Raw genomic sequence first — 26,500 nt, forward strand, 5'->3', positions numbered from 1 at the left:
ACGGCACGGGAGGTGCCATGGTCGGCTACGTGTTCCTCATCGTTCTCACCGTTGTCCTGCTGGGAGCGTCCTCCTGTCTGCGGATCATCAGGCAATACGAGCGGGGCCTCGTGTTCCGGTTCGGGCGGGTGCGCGAAGGCGTGCGGTTCCCGGGGCTCGCGGTGCTGGTGCCGGTCGCGGACCGCATGGAGAAGGTCAACATGCAGATCGTGACCATGCCGGTGCCCGCGCAGGAAGGGATCACCCGCGACAACGTCACCGTACGGGTCGACGCGGTCGTCTACTTCAAGGTGATCGACCCCGTCGCCGCGATCGTGCAGGTCGAGGACTACCGGTTCGCCGTCGGGCAGGTCGCGCAGACGTCGCTGCGGTCGATCATCGGCAAGAGCGACCTCGACGACCTGCTGTGCGACCGGGAACGCCTCAACCAGGGCCTCGAGATGATGATCGACAGCCCGGCGCTGGGGTGGGGCGTGCACATCGACCGCGTGGAGATCAAGGACGTCGCGTTGCCCGAGTCGATGAAGCGCTCCATGTCGCGGCAGGCGGAGGCCGAGCGGGAGCGGCGGGCCAGGGTCATCTCCGCGGACGGCGAGTTCCAGGCCTCGCGGAAGCTCTCCGACGCGGCGAAGGTCATGGCCGACACGCCCGCGGCGCTGCAGTTGCGCCTGCTGGAGACCGTCGTGGAGGTCGCCGCCGAGAAGAACTCCACGCTCGTGTTGCCGTTCCCCGTCGAGCTGCTCCGGTTCCTCGAACGGGCGACCTCTGAGGAGAAGTCGCCCACCGCATAGGGTTGCGCGGGTGGGTCTGTTCAACCGAGGCAGGCAGCGGCCGGACGAACCGCCCGACGAGGCGCTCCCGGAGCTGACGGTCAGCGAGGCGCAGCGGCTGCGTGACCTGGTCCGCACCAGCATGGCCGGGGCCGGCTACGAGGTCACCGTCTACGCGGGGCACGTCGAGGACGCCGACGGCCGCCAGTTCGGGCTCGGCACGCTCGCCCGGCGGCTGTCCGACCCGGACGTGCCGGTCCGGCGGTGGAGCCGCGTGGTCGACGACCACCTGCGCAGGCTGCTGTCGGCGATCGACGGGCCGGACCAGTTCGACGTGCCCACCGAGGACCTGCTCAAGCACACCTACCTGCGGCTCTACGACGCCGACTCGCTGCCGGACTCGCGGTGGTGGACCTACGGCCGCGAGGCCATGCCCGGGGTGCTGGAACTCCTCGCGCTCGACCTGCCGGACTCGGTCGCCACGTTCAACGACGAGCAGGTCGCGCGGCACGGCCTGGCCCGGCTGCGGGCCGCGGGCCTCGCCAACCTGCGCAAGGAACAGGCCGACGACCGGGTCACGCACCGCGGCGTGGAGATCCTCGTCGGGTCGATGTTCTTCGCGTCCACCGCGCTGGTGCTGCCCGAGGTCGTGCTGCGCACCACCGGCGAGGCGTCGCTGCCCAACGGGGTGCTGGTCGCGATCCCGTTCCGGCACCAGTTGCTCTACCACGTGCCCCGCGACAAGAACGTCGTCGAGGCGCTCCACACGATGGCCGCGGTCGCCGCCAACGCCTACGCGGAGGAGGTCGGGCCGATCACCCCGCACGTGTTCTGGTGGCACGACGGCGAGTTCGAACAAATCACCCACGCCGACGACGACGGTGGTATAGCGATCCGTGTCGAGGGCGAGTTCGCGGAGATGTTCTCCCGGTTGTTTCCCGAGTCGTGATCTGACTACGGAAAGTCAGAACTATTACTCTGCAGGTCGGCGACGTGACGGATCGTCGAAGGTTGCGGTGATATAACGCACAGATAACGGCCGTTTCCTTGCGTTTACCCCACCCCTGCGGGTGAAGCTGTCGCCCATGGGTAAGCATCGCATCAAGGAGGGGCGAAGAGGGCTGCGCCTGTTCGGCGGCCGTCCCCCTCGCGACGATCTGTTCGAGCGCAGCTTCCGCTCCTGCCGCGGCTGCGGCGCCGACGTGTACGTCCTCGCCGACGACTGCCGCGACTGCGGCTCGCGCACCGAGCTCCGCGCCGGGTGAGCTGAACCGGTCCTGGTAGTGGCCCTCCGCACAAGCATCCGGCGAACGAGCGTTAACCGGTAGATACTGGCCGGTAACCACGTCGTCCGGAGGGAGCCCCACGATGGCCCGCCTTGCTCAGACCGCCGGTCTGACCGAGATCCAGCAGGAGATCCTGGCCACGGTCCGGGACTTCGTGGACAAGGAGATCATCCCGCACGCGCAGGCGCTGGAGCACGCCGACACCTACCCGGCCGACATCGTCGACGGGATGAAGGAGATGGGGCTGTTCGGCCTCACCATCCCCGAGGAGTACGGCGGGCTCGGCGAGTCGCTGCTCACCTACGCGCTGGTGGTCGAGCAGATCGCCCGCGGCTGGATGAGCGTCTCCGGCGTGATCAACACGCACTTCATCGTGGCGCACATGGTGAAACAGCACGGCACGGACGCCCAGAAGCAGAGCCTGCTGCCGCGCATGGCGACCGGTGAGGTGCGCGGGTCGTTCTCGATGTCGGAACCGGACCTCGGCTCGGACGTCGCGGCGATCAAGACCCGCGCCAGGCGCGACGGTGACGACTACGTCATCGACGGCGCGAAGATGTGGCTGACGAACGGCGGCAGCTCCAACCTCATCGCGCTGCTGGTCAAGACCGACGAGGGCGCGGAGAAGGCGCACCAGAACCTGACGGCGTTCCTGGTGGAGAAGCCGGAGGGCTTCGGCGAGGTCGCGCCCGGTCTCACGATCCCCGGCAAGATCGACAAGATGGGCTACAAGGGCGTCGACACCACGGAGGCAGTGTTCGACGGCTACCGCATCGGCGCCGACGCGATCCTCGGCAACGCGCCCGGCAAGGGCTTCGCGCAGATGATGGACGGTGTCGAGGTCGGCCGCGTGAACGTGGCCGCGCGCGCGTGCGGCATCGCGATCCGCGCGTTCGAGCTGGCCATCGACTACGCCCAGCAGCGCAGCACGTTCGGCAAGCCGATCGCACAGCACCAGGCGATCGCGTTCAAGCTCGCCGAGATGGCCACGAAGGTCGAGGCCGCGCACCTGATGATGGTGAACGCGGCGCGCCTGAAGGACTCCGGCGAACGCAACGACGTCGAGGCCGGCATGGCGAAGCTGATCGCGTCGGAGTACTGCGCCGAGGTGACCCAGGAGAGCTTCCGCATCCACGGCGGCTACGGCTACTCCAAGGAGTACGAGATCGAGCGCCTCATGCGGGAGGCCCCGTTCCTGCTCATCGGCGAGGGCACCAGCGAGATCCAGAAGACGATCATCAGCCGCGGACTGCTGCGCGAGTACCGGTCGCGCTGAACCGAGCAGTCCGGACGCCGGTTCCGGTTGGGCGGGGTTAGCACTGATTGCCCCTTGTTGGCAGGATGGGGTCAACTGCTGAACATGAGGTGAGCAACGGTGAGTGGTGCGTTCTCCGGCTCGGCGAGGGGCAGCCAGGCGCTCCCCAAGGTGCCGACGCCCCCGTCCGGCTGGCCGATCGGGTCGTACGGCACGTACCAGGAGGCCCATCGCGCGGTCGAGTACCTGGCAGGCAACGAGTTCCCGGTCCAGGAGGTCACGATCGTCGGTGTCGACCTCATGCTGGTCGAACGCGTCATCGGCAGGCTGAGCTGGCCGAAGGTGCTCGGCACCGGTGCGTTGTCCGGTGCGTGGTTCGGCCTGTTCGTCGGCCTGCTGCTCGGCCTGTTCAGCTCCCAGACCATGTCCTTCGCCCCGATCCTCGTCGGCCTCGTCGCCGGCGTCGTCTTCGGTTTGATCTTCGCCGCGGTGGGGTACGCGACCACTCGCAGTACGGGCAGGGAGATCGCGTCGGCGAGCCAGTTGGTGGCCGGCCGCTACGACGTCCTCGCTCAGCCACGTAACGCGGAGAAGGGTCGTGACCTGCTGGCGAAGCTCGCGATGCGCCCGTCCGGAGCAACCGACTAGGCCGTTACACGCGTTGACCGGATCGTGACCGACCTAGGTTGCGGTCCGTGATCATCCGGCTTAGGTTCAGTGAACCGTGACATTCGCATCCCCATGGCACGCCGAGGTGCCGCACGCCTCCTTTCTCCGTGCCGGAGGGATAGGGAGGCAGGGTTCACATGGGCAGTACCGCCCGCTGGCGGATGCTCGCCGTAAGCGGGGCCGCACTGATGACGGCGTCCACGGTCGCGGCCTGCGGCTCGGACGGCGGCACGCAGATCAACGTCTACTACGCGCCTGAGCAGAACTTCCAGTCGGTCATCGACCGCTGCAACGAAGAGGCGAACGGCCGGTACGAGATCGTCTACCGCAAGCTGCCGCGGGACGCCGACGGCCAGCGCGAACAGATGGTGCGCCGCCTGGCGGCCGGTGACACCGACCTCGACATCCTCGGCCTCGACGTCACCTGGGTACCGGAGTTCGCCGAGGCGAAGTGGCTCGAGGAGTGGACGGGCGAGAACAAGTCCGACGCCGAGGCAGGCGTCCTCGAAGGACCGCTCTCGACCGCCGAGTGGAACGGCAAGCTGTACTCGGCCACGAAGAACACGAACGTCCAGTTGCTCTGGTACGACGAGTCCGTCACGCCGACCCCGCCGAAGACCTGGCGGGAGATGATCGACATGGCGAAGCAGCTGAAGAGCGAGGGCAAGCCGTACCAGATCCTCTTCACCGGCGCCCAGTACGAGGGCCTCGTCGTCACCTACAACACGCTCGTCGCCTCCTACGGCGGGCAGATCCTGTCCGAGGACGGCAAACAGGTCGTCATGGACCAGGGCGCGGTCGACGCGTTGAAGCTGCTGAAGGAGGTCGCGAGCGCGGGCATCACGGACCCGTCGCTGACCAACGCGCAGGAACAGCAGGTGCAGCAGGGCTTCGAGGCCCCGGACAGCGAGGCCGCGTTCGAACTGAACTGGCCGTACGTCTACGCCGCCATGCAGGGCGCCAACCCGGACCGCGCCAAGACCTTCAAGTGGGCGCGCTACCCGGGCATCGACGGACCGGGCCGGGTCACGATCGGTGGCTACAACCTCGGGGTGAGTGCGTACTCGCAGCACAAGCCGGAGGCGTTCGAGGCCGCGTTGTGCCTGCGCAGCCAGGAAAGCCAGCGGTTCTCGGCGATCAACGACGGCGTGCCGCCGACGATCGAGTCGGTGTACGACGGCTCCGACGCCGAGTTCGTCAAGGCGTACCCGATGTGGGAGACGATCGTCGAGGAGTTGCAGGACGCGGCGGTCCGCCCGTTGACCGTGGTGTACCAGAACCTTTCCACGATCACGTCGAAGGTGCTCTCGCCACCGCAGGACATCGACCCGGAGGCGACCGCGGCCGAACTGCGTGACCAACTGCAGAAAGCGTTGGAATCCAAGGGGGTTCTGCCGTGAGTGAGCTTGCGAACGAGCCATCGACTCAGAGCCGGACAGTTGAAAGTGGACCGGCTGTCGCCGCGCCGCCGCCCAGGAAGGGCAAGGCGGCGCTCAGTGAAGGCAAGAAAGCGGAGCGCAGACTCGGGCTCTTGCTGTGTGCCCCCGCCGCGATCGTGATGATCGCGGTGACCGGGTGGCCGATCATCTACTCGGTCTGGCTGTCGCTGCAGCGCTACGACCTGCGGTTCCCGGACCAGCGCCAGTTCGTGGGGTTCGACAACTACATCGCGGTGCTGTCCGACGGGTACTGGTGGACCGCGTTCGCGGTCACCACCGGGCTCACCGTGGTGTCGGTGGTGATCGAGCTGGTGCTCGGCATGCTGCTGGCGCTCGCGATGCACCGCACGCTCGTCGGCCGCGGCCTCATCCGCACGGTGTCCCTGATCCCGTACGGCATCGTGACCGTGGTGGCGGCGTTCTCGTGGTTCTACGCGTGGAACACCGACACCGGGTACCTGACCGCGTTGTTCAACGCGGAGGCGCCGCTGACCGAGCGGTTCGCGTCGCTGGCGATCATCATCCTCGCCGAGGTGTGGAAGACCACGCCGTTCATGGCGTTGCTGCTGATGGCGGGGCTGGCGCTGGTGCCGGACGACCTGCTGAAGGCCGCGTCGATGGACGGCGCCACGGCGTGGCAGCGGTTCACGAAGGTGATGCTGCCGGTGATGAAGCCGGCGATCCTGGTGGCGCTGCTGTTCCGCACGCTGGACGCGTTCCGCATCTTCGACAACATCTTCGTGCTCACCAAGGGCGCGAACGACACGTCGTCGGTGTCGATGCAGACCTACAACAACCTGATCAAGGGGTTGAACCTCGGCATCGGGTCGACCATGTCGGTGCTGATCTTCATCGCGGTGGCGATCATCGCGTTCATCTTCGTCAAGCTGTTCGGCGCATCCGCGCCCGGCAGTGACCCGGGAGGGAGGCGCTGATGGCCGTCATCGGTGGCACCACCACCGGCCGCAGGGCGCGGTGGACCATTGTGGACATCGTCATCGTCGCGTACGCGCTGATCCCGGTGCTGTGGACGCTGTCGCTGTCGTTCAAGACGGCGGAGACCCAGACGGACAAGAACTTCATCCCGTCGGAGTGGACGCTCCAGAACTACAAGGACATCTTCACCACCAACGAGTTCATCCGCGCGCTGGTCAACTCGATCGGCATCGCGATCATCGCGACGTTGATCGCGGTGGTGCTGGGCACGATGGCCGCGTACGCCATCGCTCGGCTGGACTTTCCCGGGAAGCGGTTGCTGGTCGGGGTATCGCTCTTGATCGCGATGTTCCCGCAGGTGTCGCTCGTCTCGCCGCTGTTCGAGATGGAGCGGCAGCTGGGCCTGTTCGACACGTGGCCGGGCCTGATCCTGCCGTACATCACGTTCGCGCTGCCGCTCGCGATCTACACGCTGTCGGCGTTCTTCCGCGAGATCCCGTGGGAGCTGGAGAAGGCGGCGAAGATGGACGGAGCGACGCCCGCGCAGGCGTTCCGGCGGGTCATCGCGCCGCTGGCCGCGCCGGGCGTGTTCACGACGGCCATCCTGGTGTTCATCTTCTGCTGGAACGACTTCCTGTTCGCCATCTCGCTGACGTCCACCGAGGCGTCGCGCACGGTGCCCGCCGCGTTGTCGTTCTTCACCGGTGCCTCGCAGTTCGAGGCCCCGACCGGGACGATCTCCGCGGCCGCCGTGGTGATCACCATCCCGATCATCGTGTTCGTGTTGTTCTTCCAGCGCCGCATCGTCGCGGGGCTGACGTCCGGCGCCGTGAAGGGCTGAGGGATATGGCAGAGATCGTCCTTGACAAGGTCAGCAAGCGGTACCCGGACGGTGCGCTCGCGGTGTCCGAGGTGGACATCCAGATCGCGGACGGTGAGTTCATCATCCTGGTGGGCCCGTCCGGCTGCGGTAAGTCGACGATGCTCAACATGATCGCCGGCCTGGAGGACATCTCCTCCGGCGAGCTGCGCATCGACGGCCAGCGGGTCAACGAGAAGGCGCCGAAGGACAGGGACATCGCGATGGTGTTCCAGTCGTACGCGTTGTACCCGCACATGAGCGTGCGGGAGAACATGGCGTTCCCGCTGCGCCTGGCGAAGGTCGACGACAAGATCGTGCGGCAGAAGGTGGACGAGGCGGCGAAGATCCTCGACCTGACCCAGCACCTGGACCGCAAGCCGGCGAACCTGTCCGGTGGCCAGCGTCAGCGCGTGGCCATGGGGCGGGCCATCGTCCGCAGTCCGAAGGCGTTCCTGATGGACGAGCCGCTGTCCAACCTGGACGCCAAGCTGCGGGTGCAGATGCGCACCTCGGTGTCGAAGCTGCAGAAGCAGCTGGCGACGACGACCGTGTACGTGACCCACGACCAGACCGAAGCCATGACCCTCGGCGACCGGGTTGTCGTGTTGCGCAGCGGTGTCGTGCAACAGGTCGGGTCCCCGCAGTTCCTCTACGACAACCCGGCGAACCTGTTCGTGGCGGGCTTCATCGGCAGCCCGGCGATGAACTTCATGCCCGCGACGCTGGAGAACGGCAGCCTGTCGACGGGGCTCGGTCAGGTGGCCCTGTCCGACCGCGTCCGCCGCATGGCGGAGGCGGCGGACGCGCCACGCGAGGTGATCGCGGGCATCCGCCCGGAACACTTCGAGGACGCGCACGTGCTGGACGAGCAGACGGTGTCGACCGGCTCCACGTTCACCGCGACGGTGGACGTCCTGGAGTCGATGGGCTCGGACAAGTACGCCTACTTCACCGTCGAGGGCGAGGCGGCCACGTCCGCCGAACTGGACGAGCTGGCCGCCGACGCGGGCGCGACGGACGTCCCGGCCAGCGGTTCGCAGCTGGTGACCCGCCTGTCGGCGACGTCCACCGCGAAGGAGGGCGCGTCCGTGGAGGTCTGGTTCGACACGGACAAGATCCAGCTGTTCGACCCGTCGTCGGGCAGGAACCTGACGTACGCGGAGTAGCGGTCCCCGCGACGCGGGCCCGGTCCTTTGGGGCCGGGCCCGCATCGTGTCGTGCGGTGGGCCGAGGCGACGGGTCAGCGGCGGGACGTGGCGCGGAACAGGCGGCGCTCCGCGGAGTGGGGTGTGGCGCGGGACGTCGCTTCCGGGTGGTGGCGGGCCAGCAGGGCGACGCCGACCACGGCCACGGCCGCACCGGCGACCAGGCCCACACCGGTCAGGCCGCCCGCGTTGGCGGTCTCGTCCAGCAGGCCGATGGCGATCGCCGTGGCCACGAGCGGGCTCAGCACCGTCTGGCAGCCGACCACGATGTCCGGTGGGCCGCTCGCGTAGGCCAGCTGGATGAACCACGAGCCCACCGCGAACGTCAGCACCAGCGCGGTCACCGACAGCGGCGGGATGCCGCGGACGCCCTCCAGCTGGAACGTGTACGTCACGTCCCTGACCAGCACCGACACCAGTCCGTACGCCGCGCCCGCGCCGGTTGCCAGCGCGACGCAGCGGGCGAGGCCGTGGCTCAACGCGCCGATGACGCCGAACAGCAGCACCGCGCCCGCGACGATCTGGCACGCCAGCAGCACCGCCGAGCTCGGGAAGTGCACGGCCGTCGCCCTGCTGGACGCCAGCGAGACGAACAGCGCGACACCCAGCGTGCTCGCGCCGATCGCGACCGTCGCCGTCCTGTCGAGCCGTTCGCCTGACGAGCGGGCGTTCAGCACCGCGACCGCGGGCAGCGCCAGCACCACGATCGGGGCGACGATCGTGACCGGGGCCAGCGCCAGGGCAAGGATCTGCAACACCGCGCACGCGAACAGCACCGCGAAACCGGCCAGCCACGTCCGGTTGTGCACGAGCGCCGCCGCGCCACGCAACCGCAGGTCAGCGTCCTTCGTCTCCGCCTGCACGCCCTTGTGCTGCAGGTGGGCGCCCACCGCGCTGCAGACCGCACCGAGGACCGCGAACAGGATGGCGAGTGCGATCATCCGGTGACCTCGGCTCGTGCGGGTTCCCGGCGCTCGCGGGCCGTGCTGACCGTGACCCGCAGCAGGTGGACCGCCAGCGCCATCAGTATCAGCATCTCCAATCCGAACAGCGCCCGCTGCACGAGACCGGAGATACCGCGTCCGTCCAGCATGCCGGGGATCGCGAGACCTGGGAAGACGTCCGCCAGCCGCGTCGCCAGGTACGCGGTCGCCAACGCCATCGCCACCTGCGCCATCCGCCGCACCGCACGCCCCACGCGCGCCCAGTGCACCCGCTCCACCAGCCGTTTCGCGAGCGACAGCCCCGCCAGCGGCAGGCTGACGAACAGCGCGGCGCCCGAGACCTGGTGGATCAGACCCGACACGCTGGTGACCGACTTGCTGTTGTCGGTCGGGAAGATCGCGCAGAGCGTGAGGCTCACGCACCAGATCGCGAAGAACACCCCGGCGGGCACGCCGAGACGCAGGCCCGCGGACCGCAACCCGACGAGCGTCGTCAGCGTCCCGGCCGCGAGGACGATCGCCGAGGTGGCGAACGCCTCGCGGCCGTCTCCGTAGAAGACGTAGTAGCTGACGGCACGCGAGAACGGGTCCACCTCGGTGCGGAAGTGGATGTTCAGGTACGTCATCGTCGCGAGGGACCGCACCATCGCGACGATGGACACCACGGAGAGGATGGCGGTCAGAACGAGGAACCCGCCCAGCAACGAACGCCGCCCGGTCCCGGTCGTGCTCGGGTCGCGGTCCATCGCCCACCCCCTACGTGGATCAACGCGCGCACGCGCCTACACGTTCCCGCATCGGGGCTGAGATCGGCCTCAGGTATTCAGTTGATCCACTCGTCAGGGTGACTCATTGCTCCCAGATCTGCACCCCCCGCACCACGTACGGCGCTTCCGGCACGAACGTGCCGCCGCCGGGATACGTGTCGAACTCGGCTTCGGTGGCGCAGTCGCGGCCCTGGTAGACCGTGACGGGACGTTTCGTCCGGTTGGCGAACGACCGACCGTCGAATCCCGCGGGCAGCGGCACGCATTCCCCGGGATTGGCGTTCTCGAGCGCGATCCGCTGGAGGTCTCCCTGGTAGCTCTCGGCGGGCCACAGGCAGAACTCTCCGCGCTCACACGGTTGTGTTGCGGGTGCGGCCGCGGCGGGCGCGGTGGCGGCGAACATTCCGGCGACGATCGCGAGCAGGACGATGAGCTTCTTCATTTCCTGTGGACTCCCTCTGTGTCGTGCGCCGCGGAAATGCGGCGCACCACGAGAATCGCGCAGGCGGAGCGAATGGCAAAAAAAGTTGTCCACAGGGGGAAGTTGTCCACAGAAGACCGGCATCGAGTTGACAACTTCAGCGACGTTTGCTTTCCCGGACCGCGGTGATTACCTCGTCGTCCCAGCGGTGCGTGCGGATGAGCCGGTACCGCTCGCACGCCACCCACATGTACGCCTCGGCCTCGGTCTGCGTCTCGATCATCCCGGCCTGGCGCAGCATCCGGACCACGGGCACGAACTCCTCGTCGTACCAGCGCTGCGCCACGATGAGGCGGTCCAGGTACCGCCCTTCGTCCTGCATGAGCCGGAATCCCCACGCTTCCACCGACTCCGCCAGCTCCGCGTAGTCCCACGGGTCGGTCAGCGACACCGCCCGCCGCGCCTCGCCGACCAGCGGCACGCGGTCGAGGAAGATCCGCCGGTAGTCCTTCACCAGCAGGTCGCCGCGGTACCGGATGCCGCCGGGCGACAGCCGGGTCATCACCTCGGTGACGTAGGCGTCGATCGTCTTCAGCCCCAGCGCGTGCGCCACCGACACCCGGTGGTGCCCGTCGACGACGAAGTGCATGTCGCCCACCCGGTACACCTCGATCGGCGGGATCGACTCGCCGCGCCGCGCCGCGAGTGCGAGCCGCTGCCAGCGCTCCCGCACCTGCCCGGACGTCGGCCGGAACCGCCGGTCGAACTCCCGTGACCGGTCGACGCTGCCGACGATCGAGTCCAAAGTGATCACTTGCAGGCCGAGGCGTCGCTCCCCGGTCCGGCTCAGCGCCGCGACGACCTCGTCGAACGGCAGCATGATGTTCACGTCGTCCGGCTGCCTGCGCAGCCACGCGGCCAGTCGCGAAAGGACCTGCCTGCGGCGCGCACGCAGGAAGTCGTTCTCGGCGTCGGCTACTGGAAAGCCCGTGTCTCGGTTCATGGCACGTCCAGGATGCGGTATCCGACCGTGTTCAGCACCCGCGTTTCGCCCATGGACCGATCAGGAACCGGCTGTCCGTACGGGTGGATGTGCCCGTGCACGAGAACGCTCGGTCGCAGTCGTTCGACAACCGTGTGGAGACAGGCGAACCCGCGGTGCGGCGGGTCGTCGCGGTCCCCGACACCCAGCGGCGGCGAGTGGGTGAGCAGCACGTCCACCGGGCGCCCGCGTGCGGCCCGCACCAGCCGTGCCGCCCGGCGTGACTGCTGCCGTTCCGTCCACTGGTTCGGCCCCTCGTTGTAGCGGATCGACCCACCCAGCCCGGCGATCCGCAGCCCGGCCACCTCCACCACGCGGCCGTCGGCGTTCACCGCCCCGCGCGGACCCGGGTAGCGGGCCGGAAAACCGGAGGCGAACCACATGCCACGCCGCCGCGAATACGCGGACAGGTCGGCGTCGTGGTTGCCGGGCACGAACACCAGTGGGCGGTCGAGTGCGGACGCGAGGAAATCGAGATAGTCGAAGGGAAGATCCCCGGCCGCGAGCACCAGGTCGACAGAACCGAAACGTTCCGCTACCCGTTCCGTCCACAGCGACTCGACAATCTCGTCGGACACTGTCAGGAGCTTCGGCACACCAACGAGCGTACGGCGGGCGTCTGATCAGACTAGTGCCGTCGCCGCACACGACCCATTACAGTCAGGAACGGATGTCGGGGAAGAGGGACGGGGAACTCCATGACAGAACAGGGGTCTGACTACTACGTCAGTGGCGGTGTGAACTGGGCCGCGTTCACACTGGAAGAGCTGGTCAACATGGTCGTCGACAAGGCGAGCGTGCCGCAGCTGGAGAGACTCGCCGACGACTGGCGCACGACCGGTGACGGGGTCGCCGACGCCGCCGACTACCTCGCGGAAGCCCTCGACGACCTGATGGACTTCTGGTCCGGCGAGACCGCCGACAAGGCCCGCTACACGGTCGCGCTCAACGCGCAGTGGGTCGGCGACCTCGGCATGACCGCCAAGGAGATGGGTGCCCCCATCGAGGAGGCCGCCGGTGCGCTGAAGTCCGCGCAGGAGGCCATGCCGAAGCTGCCGGAGACACCGCCCGCCGCGGTGCCCGGGTCGGCCCCCGAGGGCGCGGAACGGGCGCGGCTCGTGACCGAGGGCAGCCCGCTCGCGTCGGCCGTCGGGGCCACCGCCGCCGGTTCGGAGAGCGCGTTCCAGGCGCGGGCCGAGCAGGAGCGGCTGAAGCGGGTCGCGATCGAGACCATGCAGCGGTTCGAGCAGGCCGCGGTCGGCATCGACCAGGCCACGCCGCACTTCGAGGGCCGGGGCACCCAGCTGCGGCCGCGTGTCGGCGACGTCGGGGTGACGCCGGGCGGCGACGTGTGGATCAGCAGCGTGAACGTCGCGGCGGGCGTCGACCTGCGCTGGCAGCTGCTGACCGGCATGACCGACGCCAGCTCGTCGTCCATGTCCGGCGTCGGCGCCTACGACGGTGGCGGCGGAGGTGGCGGCGTCGGCGGTGTCGGCGGGCTGTCCGGCGGGATCGGCGGTGCCGGTACCGGTGGCGGGCTCGGCGGCGTGCTGCCCGGCCCGATGACGAGCCGCGGCACGATCGGCGACACCGCGGGCAACCTGGGAGGAGCTGCCCGCGGCGGCCTGCCGACCGGAGCCGCGGGGGCGGTGCCGACGTCCGGCGGCGGCCCGACGACCGGCGGGATGATGGGGCCCATGGCCCCGATGGCCGGCGCGGGCATGGGTGCGCAGGGGGCGGGACAGGCGCACCGCAGACGAGTTCCCTTCGACGCGGACGACCCGTTCGACACGGGTCAGAAGGCGTCACCACCGGTCATCGGCCTATAGGGAACAAGGGGTTAAGGGATGTCCACAGAGAACCTGCTCGCGGTGCTCCAGGGGGAACAGGGCAGCGACGTGCCGCAGCCGATCGCGGAGGGGGACCAGGGCTCGGCGTGGATCGCCAGGGTGACCGGCGACCAGTCCACACCGCAGCCGCCGCCACCGATGCCGGAGGCGCCCGCCACACCACCGCCACCGCCCGCCCTGCCGGAGGCGACCACGACGCCACCGCCGCCGCCACCGCCGCCACCCGCGATGCCGGACGCGCCCGCGACCACCATGGCCGAGCCAGCGCAGACGTCCACGGGTGGCTGGGAGGTCGACTCGTACCGGCTGCGGGCGTTCGGTGACGCGGTCGTGCGGGCGAGGGCGTACCTCGACGCGGTGCGGATGAAGGTCGACCGCATGCAGGGCCCGGAGCTGAGCCCGCAGCTGGGCACCAGCCCCGTCGGCCAGCAGCTCGCGAAGAAGTTCGACGACCGGCTCAACGCCGAGGACGGCCTGCGCGCCATGCTCACCGAGGCGATGAAGCGCATGGAGCGGTTCGTCAGCACGGCCGAGGAGGCGTCGAAGGCCTACGAGCAGGCCGAGGAGAACGCCGTCGAGGAGCTGGACAAGTTCAAGTACGAGGTCGAGTGGTGGGACGACGAGCCGGTCGACCACGGTCACGGGCACCACCACGACCACCACGGCGACGACCCGGCCCAGGACGAGGACCAGGCCGAGGAGAAGCCCGAGGACCAGCCCGAGGACGGCGTCGAGGATCACGGACCCGGGGACACGCCTGGCGAGCAGGCCGAGGACCAGTCCGGCGAGCGGCCCGAGGACCAGGTCGGGGACCAGTCCCAGGACGGGCCCGACGACCAGGCCGAGGACCAGCCGGGAGACAGGCCCGAGGACCAGTCCGGCGAGCGGCCAGAGGACCAGCCCGAGGACGGCGTCGAGGATCACGGACCCGGGGACTCGCCTGGCGAGCAGGCCGAGGACCAGTCCGGCGAGCAGCCAGAGGACCAGGCCGGGGACCAGTCCCAGGACGGGCCCGACGACCAGGCTGGCGACCATCCTCAGGGCGGGCCTGAGGACCAGTCCGGCGAGCGTCCGGGCGACGGGCTTGGCGACCAGGCTCAGGGCGGGCCCGTGGACCAGTCCGGCGAGCGTCCGGGGGACGGGCCTGGCGACCAGTCTCAGGGCGAGCCCGGGGATCGGACCGCGGACCAGCCCGGTGAGCGGCCGGAGGACGGCCCGGTGGACCAGTCCCAGGACGCGCCTGAGGACCAGCCCGGTGAACCGCCCCGGGACGGCGCCGAGGACCGGCACACGGAGCAGCCGGGTGACGAGCCCGGCGAGCAGCACGACGACCACGGCGCACCTGCCTGATGATCATCAGCGCCAGGTCGGCGGTGACCGTGGGCGCCGCGGAGGTGGATCTCCTGTGCGCGGCGGCGGGTTCCGCGCCACCGTTCCCCCTCCGCGTGCCGTCCGCCGGTGCCACCACCGAGGAACGACGTGCCGTGTTGCGGGCGGCCGGGGAGAACCTGGCCGCCCGTGGCCTCGCCGACGAACGTGGCCCGCTCGGCGTCGCGGAGGCGTTCGCGTACCTGCTGCAGGACGCCGCGATGACGCTCGACCTCGTCATGTCGGCGGGCGGTGAGACGCTGGGCGCGGTTCTGCTCGCCAGGCAGGACCTGGCCGTGCTCACCACCCAGGAGCTGACCGGTGCCGGCCGGCTGTGCATGGCCGAGCTGCCGCTCGACGACGCCGTCGACGAGCTGCTTCGCCTCGTCCCCGACCACGGGGCCGCGCTGACCGCCCCGTTCTCGCTGCCGAAGGCCGCGCTCGACCGCGTCTACCGGATGCTCCTGAACCGCCGGGACGACCCGTTGGGCCGGGACGAGTGGGACGAGCTGCTCGCCGCGAACGGCATCGACGACCGGCTCGCGCGCAGGCTCGTGACCCACCTGCAACCCGTGCTCGGCAACGGGCAGATGGGCCTCGCGACCCGGGCGGGTTACGCGAAGCAGTGGCAGCGCGTCGGTGCCGAGCTGCGCTGGCTGGACACCGAGCGGGGGAGGTTCCAGTTGGTCGAGGGCTTGGGCGACGGCACCGAAGGTGGTTGGCTGTCGGTGAACCCGATGCACGGCAACGATCTCGCGGTGGCGGTACGCGGGCTCGCCCAGTCACTCCGTGGTTGAGCGTTCGCTTGCGAAAAGTTGAGACCTGTTCGCGTGCTCTGCGTCGGTGGCATCGGCTACCGTGACCGTCGGAATCGATGGTGGGAGGGGCGGGGGCGTGGGCTTCGAGCAGATCCTCCAGCAGGTGGCGGACGCGCGGCGGCGTGCGCAGGAGGCCGCGCAGCACGCGCGGGACGAACGCAGGCGCAGGCGCGAGGAAAACGACCTGTGGGTCAACGGCGGAGTCAACTGGAACGGCTACGGCCTCGAGTCACTGATCAAGATGGTGGCCGAGCGGGCCAGCCCCGGACAGCTCGACGCGCTGGCCGGTGAGTGGAGCAGGCACGGCTCGGCGGTGTCGAAGGCCTCCGAGGACCTGTCGCGGTCGCTGGACAAGCTGATGCGGTACTGGACCGGCACGGCCGCCGACGAGGCGGTGCGCAAGGTCACCACCAACGCGCACTGGATCGGTGAGCTCGGCGAGACCGCGCAGCGGATGTCCGGCCCGATCCAGGACGCGAGCGGTGCGCTGCGGTCCGCGCAGGACACCATGCCCGGCATGCCGAAGAACAACTGGCTCGCGACGGCCGGTGGTGGTGCGGCGGCCGGGTTCGCGGTGGCTGGCCCGATCGGCGCGGCCTTCGGCGCCGCGATCGGCGGCATCGCGAGCGTCTTCGGGTTCGGGTCGAAGAAGAAGAAGATGAAGCGCAAGGCCGTGCAGACGATGCAGCGCTACGAGGGTGCGCTGCTCGGTATCGACCAGACCACCCCGCAGTTCGGGCTCCCGTCCGACGGTGGCAACCCGGGCACCGGCCCGCTGCCGAACCCGGACGACGGCATCGGCAGGCCGGGCGTGCCCGCACCGCCACCAGGCGTCGGCGGGCCGTGGCGGCCGACCCCCGCACCTCCGCTGGACCTGGGCCAGGTGACCACCCCGTCGTTCGCGGGTGGGCCGGAAGGGCGCTGGCAGTCGCTGACGGGGCTCGGTCCGAACAGCCCGGGGCTGCCCGGCCTCGGCGGTGGTGGCGGCACGGGCGGCGGTCCCGGCGGTCCGTTCGGCGCGATGCCCCCGATGGGCAACGCCCGTGGCGCGGGCGCGATGGGTCCGTACGCCGGCGGCCGTGGCGGTGCCGCGGGTGGTCGGGGCGCGGGCGGCCGTGGTGTCGGCGCGGGTCGCGGTGGCGCCGGGTTCCCCGGTGCCATGGGCGGCGCCGGCGGCCGTGGTGACCGCGACTACCGTGGCCGTGGCCGGTTCAGCAAGACCGGCGGGCTCGGCATGGGCGGCGGCGCCGCTGGGCGCCGCGGCGAGGACGAGGAGGACGGTGAGCACCGCAGGAGGGTGCCGATCGAGGAGGACCCCTTCTCGTCGGACCTCAAGGCGGCACCGCCGGTGATCGGGCTCTGAGGGGAACTCACGCATGTACGTCGACGAGTCGCAGCCGTCAGGCTCGGGTGCCGGCTGGGCGGTGGACCCCGCCGAGGTGCGGGCGTTCGCGGACGCGGTCGCCGAGGTGCGCAGGCACCTGGACGCGGTCACCCGCGAGGTCGAGGATCTGTCCACACCGGACTACGCGCCGATGCTGGGCACCAGCCCGGTCGGGCAGGAGCTGGCCGAGAAGTTCACCGACCGCATGGGCAGCGAGCGCGGCCTGCGCGGCCAGCTGAACCTCGCGGTCGCGCACATGACGGAGTTCGTGCTGGCGGCCGAGCACACCGCGGGGACGTACCTCCAGGCGGACGCAGACAATGCCACCAAGAACCGGTACTACTGACGCGATGGAACTGCGCGTCAACGCTGGTGCGCCGCTGCACACCGTCGAGGTGGACCTGCTGTGCGTGTTCGCCGAGGTCGAGGCGCCGTTCCCGCTGGAGATCCCGTCGACGGGCACGAGCGAGGCCGAGCAGCGGTCGCTGTTCAGGTCGGCTCGTGAGCAGCTGACCGCCCGAGGGCTGGCCGACGAGAACGGCCCGCTCGGCGTGGCCGAGGACTTCGTGTTCCTGCTGCGGTCGTGCACCGGTGTGCTGGACATGGTGCTGGCCAAGGAAGAGGTGCTGCTGGCCGCCGCGGTGCTGGTGCACCGGGACGAGGCGCTGCTGGTGACGCAGGACCTCGCGTCGGACGACGGCATGGTGCGGATGAAGGCCGCGACGCTCGACGAGGCGCTCGACGACCTCGTGCGGCTGGTGCCGCGCGCCGACACACCGCTGACCGCGCCGTTCAGCCTGCCGCGACGTGCGCTGGAGACGGCGTTCAGCGCGCTCGTCGACCGGGACGAGCGCCTGACCGCGCAGGAGGTCGACGACGTCATCGCGGCACAGGGCATCGACGACCGCGTGGTGCGGCGGATGGTGTCGCACCTGCAGCCGGTGCTGGGCAACGGTCAGGTGGGCGTCGCCCGCCGCGACGACACCGAGGACCAGTGGCAGCGCGTCGGCGAGGAACTGCGCTGGCTCGACACCGAACGCGGCCGCTACCGCCTCGCGGGCGACGCCGAGTGGATGAGCGTGAACCCGCTCTCCCGCGAAGAAATCCGCGACACAATCCGCAAACTCTCCCTGAAAACCCGCTAACCCCGCGAGTCGCGCCCCAGAACACCGCGAGTCGCGCCCCAGAACACCGCGAGTCGCGCGCCAGAACACCGCGAGTCGCGCTCCCGCACATACTGAGTTGTCGGTTTCATGCAGACGTCACCTGCACGAAACCGACAACTCGGTGTGTCCCAGAGCGCGACTCGCGGTGTCTGAACGCGTGACTCGCGGTGTTTTGGCGCGTGACTCGCGGGGGTTAGTTTCTGGGGCGGGGTTTTGGTTCGGGGCGGCGGTTGCGTTTGACTGTGTGGACCACGAAGAGGGTCAGCAGGAGGAGGCCCAGGCCGCCGCCGGAGCCGATCATGGCGACCTGCATGGGGGTCCAGTTGCGTTCGTAGGGCGGCGGCATCTCGAACGGGACGTCGATCGCCTTGTCCGCCGGGATGTTCTCCTCCGCCGGGATGAAGGCGGTCAGCGCCGCGATCGGGTTGATCATGCCGTGGCCGACGAGGTTGTCGTGGCCGTTCTTGGCGGCCGGGTGCGACGCGGTCGACTTGATGCGGTCCATGACCTGCCGCGCGTCCAGTTCGGGGAACCGCTCCCGCACCAGCGCGGCCAGGCCGGCCACGTACGGCGCGGCGAACGACGTGCCCTGGATCGGCTGTGCGTTGCCCTTGTCGTCGACCGTCTGGTTCGCGAGACCCTTCGAGTTCGCCGGGTCGAGCGAGATGATGTCGGTGCCCGGGGCGGCGACGCTCACCCACGGGCCGGTCATCGAGAACTCGGCGACGCTGCCGTCGTCGTTCATCGCCGCGACCGAGAGCACGTACTTGGAGAACCACGGCGGGATCACGATCTGCGTCGGGTTCTTCGGGTCCGGGCTGTTCTGCTCCTTGCAGTCCCGCTCGGGCAGGTTGCCCGCGGACGCCACGGGCACCACGTCGCGTTCCTCCACGGCGTACCGCAGCGCGGCCTGCACCTGCCGCTCCGGGTCGAAGATCTCCCCGGCGGACGCGGGCCGGCAGGAGTCCACCGACATGTTGATCACGGTGACGCCCGGCGTGTTCGCGGCGCGCACGATGGCCTGCGCGAGAGTGCCGAGGTTGCCCGCGGCCGAACTCTGGTTCGTTTCCGGGTTCTTGTACTCGTAGTTCGCGCTGGACTGGCGGATGCTGACGATCCCGGCGTCGGGAGCGATGCCGCGGAACCCGATCGACTCGTTCTTCGGGTTGGCCGCGATGATGCCCGCGACCTCGGTGCCGTGGCCGTCGCAGTCCAGGAGCCCGCGGTCCTTCTTGACGACGTAGTCGCCGCCGCCCTCCAGCCGGTTCTGGAAGTAGTCGTGCGGGGTCACACCGGTGTCGATCACGGCCACCTTCTGGCCCTTGCCGGTGGCGAACTTCGAGATCTCCTCGAACTGCAGCATGTCCTGGCCCCACGGCTTGTACTCGAGCGGGGCCGTCGAACCCTTGGACGACACGCACTGCGTTTTCGGCGTGTACGGGTGGTCCGGCTCACCGGAGTCGACCGGGGTCGCGAAGCCCGGTGGCAGCGGTGGTGGCGTCGGTCCCGCCTTCGCGGGTGCGTCGGGCTCCGACGACGGCTGCGCCGCCGCGGGTGCGACCGGCGCGAACGCCAACGAGGTCGCGGCGAGCACGGACAGGACCCGAGTTGTCCGGGTTACAGCCATTACGGGCGGGCTCCCCCTAGTTCGCAGGCAGGATGTTCACGTGCCGCAGCGTGCCGTACAGGTTCATCACGGCCAGCGCGAGCGGCAGCAGCACCGCGATGCAGATGGCCTCGATGATCTCCACGGTCCTGCGCAGCGGCGGTGAGAAGCGCTGCTCCGGGAAGATCACGCCGAGCACCAGTGCCGCGGCGGCGATCAGCACGAGCGTGCCGAAGACCCACAGCAGCCGGTCGAACGTGTCCGCGCCGATCAGCCAGCCGATCATGATGCCCGCGGCCGACAACATGCCGGTGGCGAGCAGTGCGATGGCCTGGCTGCCGTTGGCGTAGGTGCGGGCACGCAGCAGCAGCACGAGCGTCGCGGAGACGGCCATCGCGATGGCCCAGAAGTCCGACTTGCTCGCGGTGATGATCGCCGAGATCGCGGCCGCGCTGCCGAGGCCGATGATCATGCCGGTCATGTACTCGTGCGCGAGACCGGCGCGGCGCTCGATGGACCGGTAGTCCGGGAAGCCCGCGTCCTCCTTGAGGTCCTCCGCGTTGCCCGGCACGTTCGGCAGCGGCAGCCTGGCCAGCTGGATCGTGACCCTCGGCAGCATCGACAGCGCGGCGAGCGAGACGGCGGCCGTGCCCGCGGCGATGCCCGGCGCGGGGTGGGCGATCAGGGTGCCGATGGCGAACGCGATGACCCCGATCAGCGCGGCCGAACCGGCCGCGACGAACGTGGTCACCCCGGCACCGATCAGCATGATCGACGCCGACGACACGATCAGCACGAGCGCGCACGCGAGCAGCAGGCTGGCCCGTCCGGTCGCGCCGGGCACGATGTAGAGGCCCGCGACGAACGCCATGGGCAACCCGCCCGCGGCCGCGATCAGCACACCGGCGGTCTCGGCCTGGTAGCCGCGTGCGATCACCGCGCCGAGCGCGACGCACACGACGGCGGCGGCGCCCGCGGCGACGGACGCACCGATGTGGGACCCGCCGAACAGCGGGCCGGTCATCAGCACGGTGAGGGCCGCGACGATCAGCGCCAGCGCGCCCGCGATGTAGCCGATGCGGTTCGCGGTCTGCTTGGTCCACGGCCGGTAGCTGTCCGGTGACGACTCGGCGATGGCGTCGACGACGTCGTCGTACAGGGGCGGCGGCGGGTTCTCCGCGCGCTTGCGCAGCTGCAGCAGCTCGCCGTCGACGATGCCGAGCGACGCGAGCGTGCGGCTCGGGTCGAGCGGGCTGTCACCCAGCTTGGCCAGGCACCACCCGCCGTGGCGGGCGCCGCCGTCCGGCGTGGCCTCCTTGGCCATCTCCAGCAGCATCGGCAGCAGGTCCGCCACCGCGACACCCGCGGGGAGCGCGACGTCGATGCGCGTTCTCGGCGCGACCACCGTCACCCGGCTGAACACTGTCGTACCGGTAGCCACCCCGCAGCCCCCTCACCTGTCGTCTTGCGATAACCACCCAATGCCGTCGGTGGCGGCCCCTAGTATGGCCTTGCCGCTCGCGGCTCGTGCGCGGGTTCGGCCAAGTTGGGGATCTATCGGGATGAGGGGTACACGGTGAGCACGCTTCAGTTCAAGCGTTCACCCAGGCTCGCTGCGCCGCGGCAGCCCGGCGGCGAGGTCCACCTCGAGCCGCCACCCGAGGTGCCCCGCGTCATCCCGGGCAACATCCTGATGAAGCTCATGCCCGTCGTGATGGTCGTCGCGATGCTGGGCATGATGGCCCTGATGTTCACCGCGGGCGGCGCCATCGGCCGCAACCCGGTGACGCTGCTGTTCCCGATGATGATGATGTTCTCGATGGTCGGCATGTTCGGCCAGAACCGGGGCGGCGGCCCGAAGAAGGCCGAGATGAACGAGGACCGCAAGGACTACCTGCGGTACCTCGGCCAGATGCGTGACCGGGCCCGTGAGGCCTCGCTCGACCAGCGCGCCGCGCTGGAGTGGGTGCACCCCGACCCGCAGGCGCTGTGGTCCATGGCCACCAGCCGCCGCATGTGGGAGCGCCGCCAGTCCGACCCCGACTTCTGCCACCTGCGCGCGGGCCGCGGCAGCCAGCGCCTCGCGACCCGGCTCGTGCCGCCGCAGACCGGCCCGGTCGACGAGCTGGAGCCGATCGCCACGCTCGCGCTGCGCCGGTTCGTGCGCGCGCACTCGATCGTCCCCGAGCTGCCGATCCAGGTCGCGATCCGCGGCTTCGCGGCCGTGGGCCTGTCCGGTGACAAGGAGCTGACCCGCGGCCTCGCCCGCGCGCTGCTCGCCCAGCTCGTGACGTTCCACACGCCCGACGACGTGCTGATCGCGGTGGTCACCTCCGGCCGCGCGAAGGACGAGTGGGAGTGGGCGAAGTGGCTGCCCCACACCCAGCACCCGACGATGGTCGACGGCATCGGCCAGATGCGGATGATGGCCGGCTCGCTGGCCCAGGTGGAGGACTGGCTCGACGAGGAGCTGCGCGACCGGCAGCGGTTCACCCGCAACGCGCCGCCGCAGCCCGACCAGCCCCAGATCGTGATCGTCCTCGACGACGGCGAGGTGACCCGCGAGGAGCAGATCATCCTCGAGGAGGGCCTGGTCGGCGTCACGCTGATGGACCTGTCCGAGAGCCTCGGCAACCTGACCGCCCGCCGCGGCCTGCGGCTCGTGGTCGAGGAGGACCGGCTGGGCGCCCGCAGCGCGTCAGGCGTCGAGTGGTTCGCGAGGCCCGACCAGATGTCCGTGGCCGAGGCGGAGGCGCTGGCCCGCAAGCTCTCGCCGTACCGGCTTGGCGCGGCCGCGGCGGATGACGGCGGCGAGGAGCCGCTGCTGTCCAACCCGACGCTGCTGGAGCTGCTCGGCATCCCGGGCGACCCGATGACGTTCGACGTGCAGCAGGCGTGGCGGCCACGGCCCATCCGTGACCGCTACCGCGTGCCGTTCGGCGTCGGCGAGTTCGGCCAGCCCGTCGAGCTGGACATCAAGGAAGCGGCGATGGAGGGCATGGGCCCGCACGGCCTGTGCATCGGCGCGACCGGTTCCGGCAAGTCCGAGTTCTTGCGCACGCTCGTGCTGGGCATGCTCGCCACGCACTCGTCGACGACGCTCAACTTCGTCCTCGTCGACTTCAAGGGTGGCGCCACGTTCCTCGGGCTGGACTCCGCGCCGCACGTCGCCGCGACGATCACCAACCTGCAGGACCAGCTGACCCTGGTCGACCGCATGAAGGACGCGCTCGCCGGTGAGATGAACCGGCGGCAGGAGGCGCTGAAGAACGGCGGCAACTTCAAGAACGTGTGGGAGTACGAGAAGGCCCGCGAGAACGGCGCCGACCTCGACCCGCTGCCCGCGCTGTTCATCGTGGTCGACGAGTTCTCCGAGCTGCTGAGCGCCAAGCCGGACTTCATCGACCTGTTCGTCGCCATCGGCCGTCTTGGCCGTTCGCTCCAGATGCACATGCTGCTGGCCTCGCAGCGCCTGGAGGAGGGCAAGCTGCGCGGTCTGGACTCGCACCTGTCGTACCGGATCGGTCTGAAGACGTTCTCCGCGGCCGAGTCCCGTGCCGCGATCGGTGTGCCGGACGCGTTCGAGCTGCCGTCGATTCCCGGCTCCGGTTACCTCAAGTTCGACACGTCGACGATGGTGCGGTTCAAGGCGTCGTACGTGTCCGGGCCGTACCGCCCGGCGGGCATCCAGACCGTCGGCCCGGCCGCGGTGGTCACCGGCGACCGGCGCGCGAAGCTGTTCGTGCCGGACTACGTCGAGATCCCGAAGGAGCCCGAGAAGCCGGTCGAGGTGGTCCAGGAGGCGCCGAGGCAGGAGAGCAACCAGCCGACGGAGCCCAGCGAGCTGGACGTCATCGTGTCCCGGCTGCAGGGCCAGGGCCCGCCCGCGCACGAGGTGTGGCTGCCGCCGCTGGACACCCCGAACTCGCTCGACACGCTCCTGCCGCCGCTGCAGCCGACCGAGGACCGCGGCCTCTCGCCCGCGGGCTTCTTCGGCAACGGCAGGCTCCAGCCGCCGCTCGGCCTGATCGACAAGCCGTTCGAACAGCGCCGTGACCTGCTGTGGGCCGACTTCTCCGGCGCCGCCGGGCACGCCGCGGTCGCCGGCGGTCCGCAGTCCGGCAAGTCGATGCTCGTGCGTACGTTGATCATGTCGATGGCGCTCACGCACACCGCGGAGGAGGCGCAGTTCTACTGCGTCGACCTCGGTGGTGGCACGCTCGGCACGTTGCAGGGCCTGCCGCACGTCGGTGGTGTCGCCGGCCGTCTCGACCCGGACAAGGTGCGCCGCATCGTGGCCGAGGTCGCGGGCCTGGTTTCCATGCGCGAGCAGGTGTTCCGGGACAACCAGATCGACTCCATGACCGACTTCCGCAACCGCAAGCGCCGCGGTGAGCTGCGGGAGGACCCGTGGGGTGACGTGTTCCTCGTCATCGACGGCTGGCTGAACTTCCGCCAGGAGTTCGACGCCATCGAGTCGCAGGTGCTGAACATCGCCGCGCAGGGTCTGTCCTACGGCGTGCACGTGATCGTCACAGCCAACCGGTGGGCGGAGATCCGGCCCGCGATGAAGGACCTCCTCGGCACCCGCTTCGAGCTGCGACTCGGTGACGCGAGCGAGTCCGAGGTGGACCGCCGCGTCGCGGTCAACGTGCCGGAGGGCCGTCCCGGTCGCGGTCTGTCCCGCGACAAGCTGCACTTCCTCGTCGGCCTGCCGCGCATCGACGGGTCGAGCAACCACGAGGACGTGGCGCAGGGCGTCCAGGACGCCATCGCCAAGATCAACCAGGCGTGGCGGGGCAGGCGGGCGCCGCAGGTGCGGCTGCTGCCCGACCAGATGCCGTACGAGGAGCTGCTGGCGCAGGACAAGTTCCGCGAGTCCAAGCTCATCCCGATCGGTGTCAACGAGGACGAGCTCGCGCCGGTGTACCTGGACTTCGACGCTGACCCGCACTTCTTCGCGCTGATGGACGGCGAGTCCGGCAAGACGAACCTGATGCGCACGATCGTCCGGGGCATCACCGAGCGGTACACGCCGAAGGAGGCCGTTGTCGTCCTGATCGACTACCGGCGCACCATGCTGGGCTTCATCGAGACGAAGCACCTGCTGGCGTACGCCGTGTCGTCGAACCAACTGGGCGGCATCGTCACCGAGGTAAAGAAGTCGCTGCAGAAGCGGCTCCCCGGCCCGGACGTCACACAGGAACAGCTCAAGACCCGGTCCTGGTGGAAGGGCCCGGAGCTGTTCGTCGTCTGCGACGACTACGACCTGGTGTGCCCACCGCAGAACAACCCGCTGCAGCCGCTCGCCGAGTTCATCCCGCAGGCCAAGGACGTCGGCCTGCACATCGTGGTGGCACGCCGCACCGGTGGCGCCTCCCGCGCGATGTACGACCCGGTGCTCGGCAAGCTGAAGGAGATCGCGCAGCCGGGTCTGCAGGGCAGCGGCGACAAGGGCGAGGGCGCCCTGATCGGCAACGTCCGCCCGTCGGCCATGCCCCCCGGCCGGGGCACGATGGTCAGCCGCAAGACGGGCCAGCAGCTCATCCAGGTGGCCTGGATCCAGCCGGAGGCCTGATCCGCGTCCGTGCCCGCGCCGGGGAACCGGCGCGGGCACCGGTCACGGGGTGAGCGTCGGCCACACGTGGTCGAACACGCGCTCGGCCGGGTACTCCTCGCCCGTCGCCAGCCAGTGGTAGACCAGCGGCCCGAACAGCAGGTCGCGGACCAGTTCCGGGTCGAGGCCGGCGCGGAGCTCGCCGCGCGTCACCCCACGCCGCACGACCTCCGCCACGAGTGCGTGCCGCCCGGCGAGGAAGCGCTCGTACAGCCCGAGTTCCGGCACCCGCCGGGCCTCGGCGTGCACGGCCAGCACCACCCACGACATGCCGTCCACCAGAGCGTGCGCGAGCAGCAGGAGGTCTTCGCGCGCGCTGCCGGTGTCCGGGTCGGCCATCGGGACGACCGAGGTGGTCAGCACGTGCGCCACGAGGTGCAGCTTCGTCGGCCACCGCCGGTACAGCGCGGGTCTGCTCACCCCGGCCCTGGTCGCGACGGCGTCGAGCGTCAGCGCGTCGAACCCGACGTCGTCGAGCAGGGCCAGGGTCGCCGCGGTGAGCGCGCGGTCGACTTCGGGATCACGGGGCCGGGGCACGTGGCCATATTACGATACAAGTTGTAATGTAATAAGCGTGAGCGACAAGAAGATGACCTGGGGGCTCCTGGTCGCGTGGCTCGCGCACGACCTCGAGGAGCTGGCGACCATGTCGTCGTGGACGCGTGCACAGCCGAGGGTTCCCACGGTCACGCGGGCGGAGTCCGCCATCGCGATCGGCGCCGTGGGCGTCGTGATGGCGGCAGCGGCGGCCGACGGCGCGCGTACGGGCGGGCGGTCGCGCTTCTTCCAGACCGCGCTCACCGGCTTCGGCCTGCACGCCTTCACGCACCTCAGCGCGAGCGCGCTCTTCCGCGGCTACACGCCGGGCGTGCTGACCGCGCCGACGGTCGTCCTGCCGTACTCGGTGTGGGCGTGGCGCACGCTGCGCCGGGACGGCCGCTGGACCGGCGGCGGAACGGGTGCGCTGGCGTGGTTCCCGGTCGCGGTCGGGGCGGCGCACCTGATCGCGCGCGCCTGCCGGCGGCCCGCGGGTGGTCGACCCGGCGGACACTCCCTAACATCGGCTCTGGCGGGCCGGTGACGAGCAGGGGTGCG

General features: G+C 70.0%; 25 protein-coding genes. 17 read left to right on the forward strand and 8 right to left on the reverse strand.

The features are described 5' to 3' along the window. Positions 1 to 17 precede the first annotated feature (17 nt). The 9 genes from ACIBVP_RS34235 to ACIBVP_RS34275 all read left to right on the forward strand — a co-directional run bounded on the left by ACIBVP_RS34235 (position 18) and on the right by ACIBVP_RS34275 (position 8,383). The gene (locus ACIBVP_RS34235; protein WP_396110578.1) at positions 18 to 791 is read left to right on the forward strand and encodes a slipin family protein; all 774 of its coding nucleotides are present in this window, start codon (positions 18 to 20) and stop codon (positions 789 to 791) included. A gap of 10 nt (positions 792 to 801) precedes the next feature. Beyond that, a complete protein-coding gene (locus ACIBVP_RS34240) occupies positions 802 to 1,719 on the forward strand; it encodes a hypothetical protein (protein ID WP_396110579.1) in 918 nt (305 codons plus the stop codon). A 136-nt stretch (positions 1,720 to 1,855) separates the two neighbouring features. Next, entirely contained in the window at positions 1,856 to 2,035 is a 180-nt protein-coding gene (locus ACIBVP_RS34245) for a hypothetical protein (RefSeq protein WP_396110581.1), read from the forward strand. A 103-nt stretch (positions 2,036 to 2,138) separates the two neighbouring features. Further along, positions 2,139 to 3,332 carry an acyl-CoA dehydrogenase family protein gene (locus ACIBVP_RS34250; protein WP_396110582.1) on the forward strand — a complete coding sequence of 398 codons (1,194 nt, stop codon included), beginning with the start codon at positions 2,139 to 2,141 and terminating at the stop codon, positions 3,330 to 3,332. Between the two features lie 99 nt (positions 3,333 to 3,431). After that, positions 3,432 to 3,959, forward strand: coding sequence for a general stress protein (locus tag ACIBVP_RS34255; protein WP_396110583.1), 528 nt, complete (start codon positions 3,432 to 3,434; stop codon positions 3,957 to 3,959). A gap of 158 nt (positions 3,960 to 4,117) precedes the next feature. Next, on the forward strand, positions 4,118 to 5,380 hold the full coding sequence (locus tag ACIBVP_RS34260; RefSeq protein ID WP_396110584.1) for an ABC transporter substrate-binding protein: 1,263 nt from the start codon (positions 4,118 to 4,120) through the stop codon (positions 5,378 to 5,380). After that, entirely contained in the window at positions 5,377 to 6,354 is a 978-nt protein-coding gene (locus ACIBVP_RS34265; RefSeq protein ID WP_396110585.1) for a carbohydrate ABC transporter permease, read from the forward strand. The genes ACIBVP_RS34260 and ACIBVP_RS34265 overlap by 4 nt, the downstream gene beginning before the upstream one ends. After that, a complete protein-coding gene (locus ACIBVP_RS34270; RefSeq protein ID WP_396110586.1) occupies positions 6,354 to 7,196 on the forward strand; it encodes a carbohydrate ABC transporter permease in 843 nt (280 codons plus the stop codon). Before ACIBVP_RS34265 ends, ACIBVP_RS34270 begins: the two co-directional genes overlap by 1 nt. Positions 7,197 to 7,201: 5 nt before the next feature. Then, a complete protein-coding gene (locus ACIBVP_RS34275) occupies positions 7,202 to 8,383 on the forward strand; it encodes an ABC transporter ATP-binding protein (RefSeq protein ID WP_396110587.1) in 1,182 nt (393 codons plus the stop codon). Between the two features lie 74 nt (positions 8,384 to 8,457). On the opposite strand, the gene ACIBVP_RS34280 is transcribed toward ACIBVP_RS34275, so the two are convergent. The 5 genes from ACIBVP_RS34280 to ACIBVP_RS34300 all read right to left on the reverse strand — a co-directional run bounded on the left by ACIBVP_RS34280 (position 8,458) and on the right by ACIBVP_RS34300 (position 12,192). Further along, entirely contained in the window at positions 8,458 to 9,363 is a 906-nt protein-coding gene (locus tag ACIBVP_RS34280) for a DMT family transporter (RefSeq protein WP_396110588.1), read from the reverse strand. Beyond that, the gene (locus ACIBVP_RS34285; RefSeq protein ID WP_396110589.1) at positions 9,360 to 10,112 is read right to left on the reverse strand and encodes a DUF998 domain-containing protein; all 753 of its coding nucleotides are present in this window, start codon (positions 10,110 to 10,112) and stop codon (positions 9,360 to 9,362) included. The genes ACIBVP_RS34280 and ACIBVP_RS34285 overlap by 4 nt, the downstream gene beginning before the upstream one ends. A 103-nt stretch (positions 10,113 to 10,215) precedes the next feature. After that, positions 10,216 to 10,575: a peptidase inhibitor family I36 protein gene (locus ACIBVP_RS34290; protein WP_396110590.1), complete on the reverse strand. Its 360-nt coding sequence runs from the start codon at positions 10,573 to 10,575 to the stop codon at positions 10,216 to 10,218. A 136-nt stretch (positions 10,576 to 10,711) separates the two neighbouring features. After that, the gene (locus ACIBVP_RS34295) at positions 10,712 to 11,557 is read right to left on the reverse strand and encodes a chromosome partitioning protein ParB (RefSeq protein WP_396110591.1); all 846 of its coding nucleotides are present in this window, start codon (positions 11,555 to 11,557) and stop codon (positions 10,712 to 10,714) included. Then, a complete protein-coding gene (locus ACIBVP_RS34300; protein WP_396110592.1) occupies positions 11,554 to 12,192 on the reverse strand; it encodes a metallophosphoesterase in 639 nt (212 codons plus the stop codon). Before ACIBVP_RS34300 ends, ACIBVP_RS34295 begins: the two co-directional genes overlap by 4 nt. A 102-nt stretch (positions 12,193 to 12,294) precedes the next feature. Between ACIBVP_RS34300 and ACIBVP_RS34305 the strand changes: the two genes are divergently transcribed. The 6 genes from ACIBVP_RS34305 (at position 12,295) to ACIBVP_RS34330 (ending at position 18,161) form a co-directional block, all read left to right on the forward strand. Continuing rightward, positions 12,295 to 13,425 (forward strand): hypothetical protein, encoded by a 1,131-nt coding sequence (locus ACIBVP_RS34305; protein ID WP_396110593.1) that lies wholly within the window; start codon positions 12,295 to 12,297, stop codon positions 13,423 to 13,425. Between the two features lie 18 nt (positions 13,426 to 13,443). After that, on the forward strand, positions 13,444 to 14,796 hold the full coding sequence (locus ACIBVP_RS34310) for a hypothetical protein (RefSeq protein ID WP_396110594.1): 1,353 nt from the start codon (positions 13,444 to 13,446) through the stop codon (positions 14,794 to 14,796). After that, a complete protein-coding gene (locus ACIBVP_RS34315; RefSeq protein WP_396110595.1) occupies positions 14,796 to 15,611 on the forward strand; it encodes an ESX secretion-associated protein EspG in 816 nt (271 codons plus the stop codon). Before ACIBVP_RS34310 ends, ACIBVP_RS34315 begins: the two co-directional genes overlap by 1 nt. 97 nt (positions 15,612 to 15,708) lie before the next feature. Next, positions 15,709 to 16,995 (forward strand): WXG100 family type VII secretion target, encoded by a 1,287-nt coding sequence (locus tag ACIBVP_RS34320; protein WP_396110596.1) that lies wholly within the window; start codon positions 15,709 to 15,711, stop codon positions 16,993 to 16,995. Between the two features lie 13 nt (positions 16,996 to 17,008). Next, positions 17,009 to 17,362, forward strand: a complete 354-nt coding sequence (locus ACIBVP_RS34325; RefSeq protein WP_396110597.1) for a hypothetical protein — start codon at positions 17,009 to 17,011, stop codon at positions 17,360 to 17,362. Between the two features lie 4 nt (positions 17,363 to 17,366). After that, entirely contained in the window at positions 17,367 to 18,161 is a 795-nt protein-coding gene (locus ACIBVP_RS34330; RefSeq protein WP_396110598.1) for an ESX secretion-associated protein EspG, read from the forward strand. Between the two features lie 214 nt (positions 18,162 to 18,375). Here the strand turns inward: ACIBVP_RS34330 and mycP are convergent, their stop codons facing one another. Both mycP and eccD read right to left on the reverse strand, forming a co-directional pair. Then, positions 18,376 to 19,809 carry a type VII secretion-associated serine protease mycosin gene (gene mycP, locus ACIBVP_RS34335; protein ID WP_396110599.1) on the reverse strand — a complete coding sequence of 478 codons (1,434 nt, stop codon included), beginning with the start codon at positions 19,807 to 19,809 and terminating at the stop codon, positions 18,376 to 18,378. Positions 19,810 to 19,825: 16 nt separating this feature from the next. Next, positions 19,826 to 21,229 carry a type VII secretion integral membrane protein EccD gene (eccD, locus tag ACIBVP_RS34340; RefSeq protein ID WP_396110600.1) on the reverse strand — a complete coding sequence of 468 codons (1,404 nt, stop codon included), beginning with the start codon at positions 21,227 to 21,229 and terminating at the stop codon, positions 19,826 to 19,828. A gap of 135 nt (positions 21,230 to 21,364) precedes the next feature. On the opposite strand from eccD, the gene eccCa reads away from it, so the two are divergent. Further along, the gene (gene eccCa, locus ACIBVP_RS34345) at positions 21,365 to 25,366 is read left to right on the forward strand and encodes a type VII secretion protein EccCa (RefSeq protein ID WP_396110601.1); all 4,002 of its coding nucleotides are present in this window, start codon (positions 21,365 to 21,367) and stop codon (positions 25,364 to 25,366) included. Between the two features lie 42 nt (positions 25,367 to 25,408). Here eccCa and ACIBVP_RS34350 read toward each other — a convergent pair whose 3' ends face one another. After that, a complete protein-coding gene (locus tag ACIBVP_RS34350) occupies positions 25,409 to 25,942 on the reverse strand; it encodes a TetR/AcrR family transcriptional regulator (RefSeq protein WP_396110602.1) in 534 nt (177 codons plus the stop codon). A gap of 37 nt (positions 25,943 to 25,979) precedes the next feature. Here ACIBVP_RS34350 and ACIBVP_RS34355 point away from each other — a divergent pair, with 37 nt between their 5' ends. Beyond that, positions 25,980 to 26,486: an HXXEE domain-containing protein gene (locus ACIBVP_RS34355; protein WP_396110603.1), complete on the forward strand. Its 507-nt coding sequence runs from the start codon at positions 25,980 to 25,982 to the stop codon at positions 26,484 to 26,486. The last annotated feature ends 14 nt before the right edge of the window (positions 26,487 to 26,500 follow it).

Source organism: Actinophytocola sp. NPDC049390, assembly GCF_044466355.1.
Classification (GTDB): domain Bacteria; phylum Actinomycetota; class Actinomycetes; order Mycobacteriales; family Pseudonocardiaceae; genus Actinophytocola.

What these genes read in the sequence shown, in the direction of transcription:
- ACIBVP_RS34250 (WP_396110582.1), top strand. Translation starts at nt 2,139, where the DNA reads ATGGCCCGCCTTGCTCAGACCGCCGGTCTGACCGAGATCCAGCAGGAG.
- mycP (WP_396110599.1), bottom strand. Translation starts at nt 19,809, where the DNA reads ATGGCTGTAACCCGGACAACTCGGGTCCTGTCCGTGCTCGCCGCGACC.
- ACIBVP_RS34310 (WP_396110594.1), top strand. Translation starts at nt 13,444, where the DNA reads ATGTCCACAGAGAACCTGCTCGCGGTGCTCCAGGGGGAACAGGGCAGC.
- ACIBVP_RS34260 (WP_396110584.1), top strand. Translation starts at nt 4,118, where the DNA reads ATGGGCAGTACCGCCCGCTGGCGGATGCTCGCCGTAAGCGGGGCCGCA.
- ACIBVP_RS34325 (WP_396110597.1), top strand. Translation starts at nt 17,009, where the DNA reads ATGTACGTCGACGAGTCGCAGCCGTCAGGCTCGGGTGCCGGCTGGGCG.
- ACIBVP_RS34295 (WP_396110591.1), bottom strand. Translation starts at nt 11,557, where the DNA reads ATGAACCGAGACACGGGCTTTCCAGTAGCCGACGCCGAGAACGACTTC.
- ACIBVP_RS34330 (WP_396110598.1), top strand. Translation starts at nt 17,367, where the DNA reads ATGGAACTGCGCGTCAACGCTGGTGCGCCGCTGCACACCGTCGAGGTG.
- ACIBVP_RS34270 (WP_396110586.1), top strand. Translation starts at nt 6,354, where the DNA reads ATGGCCGTCATCGGTGGCACCACCACCGGCCGCAGGGCGCGGTGGACC.
- ACIBVP_RS34275 (WP_396110587.1), top strand. Translation starts at nt 7,202, where the DNA reads ATGGCAGAGATCGTCCTTGACAAGGTCAGCAAGCGGTACCCGGACGGT.
- ACIBVP_RS34245 (WP_396110581.1), top strand. Translation starts at nt 1,856, where the DNA reads ATGGGTAAGCATCGCATCAAGGAGGGGCGAAGAGGGCTGCGCCTGTTC.
- ACIBVP_RS34280 (WP_396110588.1), bottom strand. Translation starts at nt 9,363, where the DNA reads ATGATCGCACTCGCCATCCTGTTCGCGGTCCTCGGTGCGGTCTGCAGC.
- ACIBVP_RS34290 (WP_396110590.1), bottom strand. Translation starts at nt 10,575, where the DNA reads ATGAAGAAGCTCATCGTCCTGCTCGCGATCGTCGCCGGAATGTTCGCC.
- ACIBVP_RS34235 (WP_396110578.1), top strand. Translation starts at nt 18, where the DNA reads ATGGTCGGCTACGTGTTCCTCATCGTTCTCACCGTTGTCCTGCTGGGA.
- ACIBVP_RS34305 (WP_396110593.1), top strand. Translation starts at nt 12,295, where the DNA reads ATGACAGAACAGGGGTCTGACTACTACGTCAGTGGCGGTGTGAACTGG.
- ACIBVP_RS34285 (WP_396110589.1), bottom strand. Translation starts at nt 10,112, where the DNA reads ATGGACCGCGACCCGAGCACGACCGGGACCGGGCGGCGTTCGTTGCTG.
- ACIBVP_RS34315 (WP_396110595.1), top strand. Translation starts at nt 14,796, where the DNA reads ATGATCATCAGCGCCAGGTCGGCGGTGACCGTGGGCGCCGCGGAGGTG.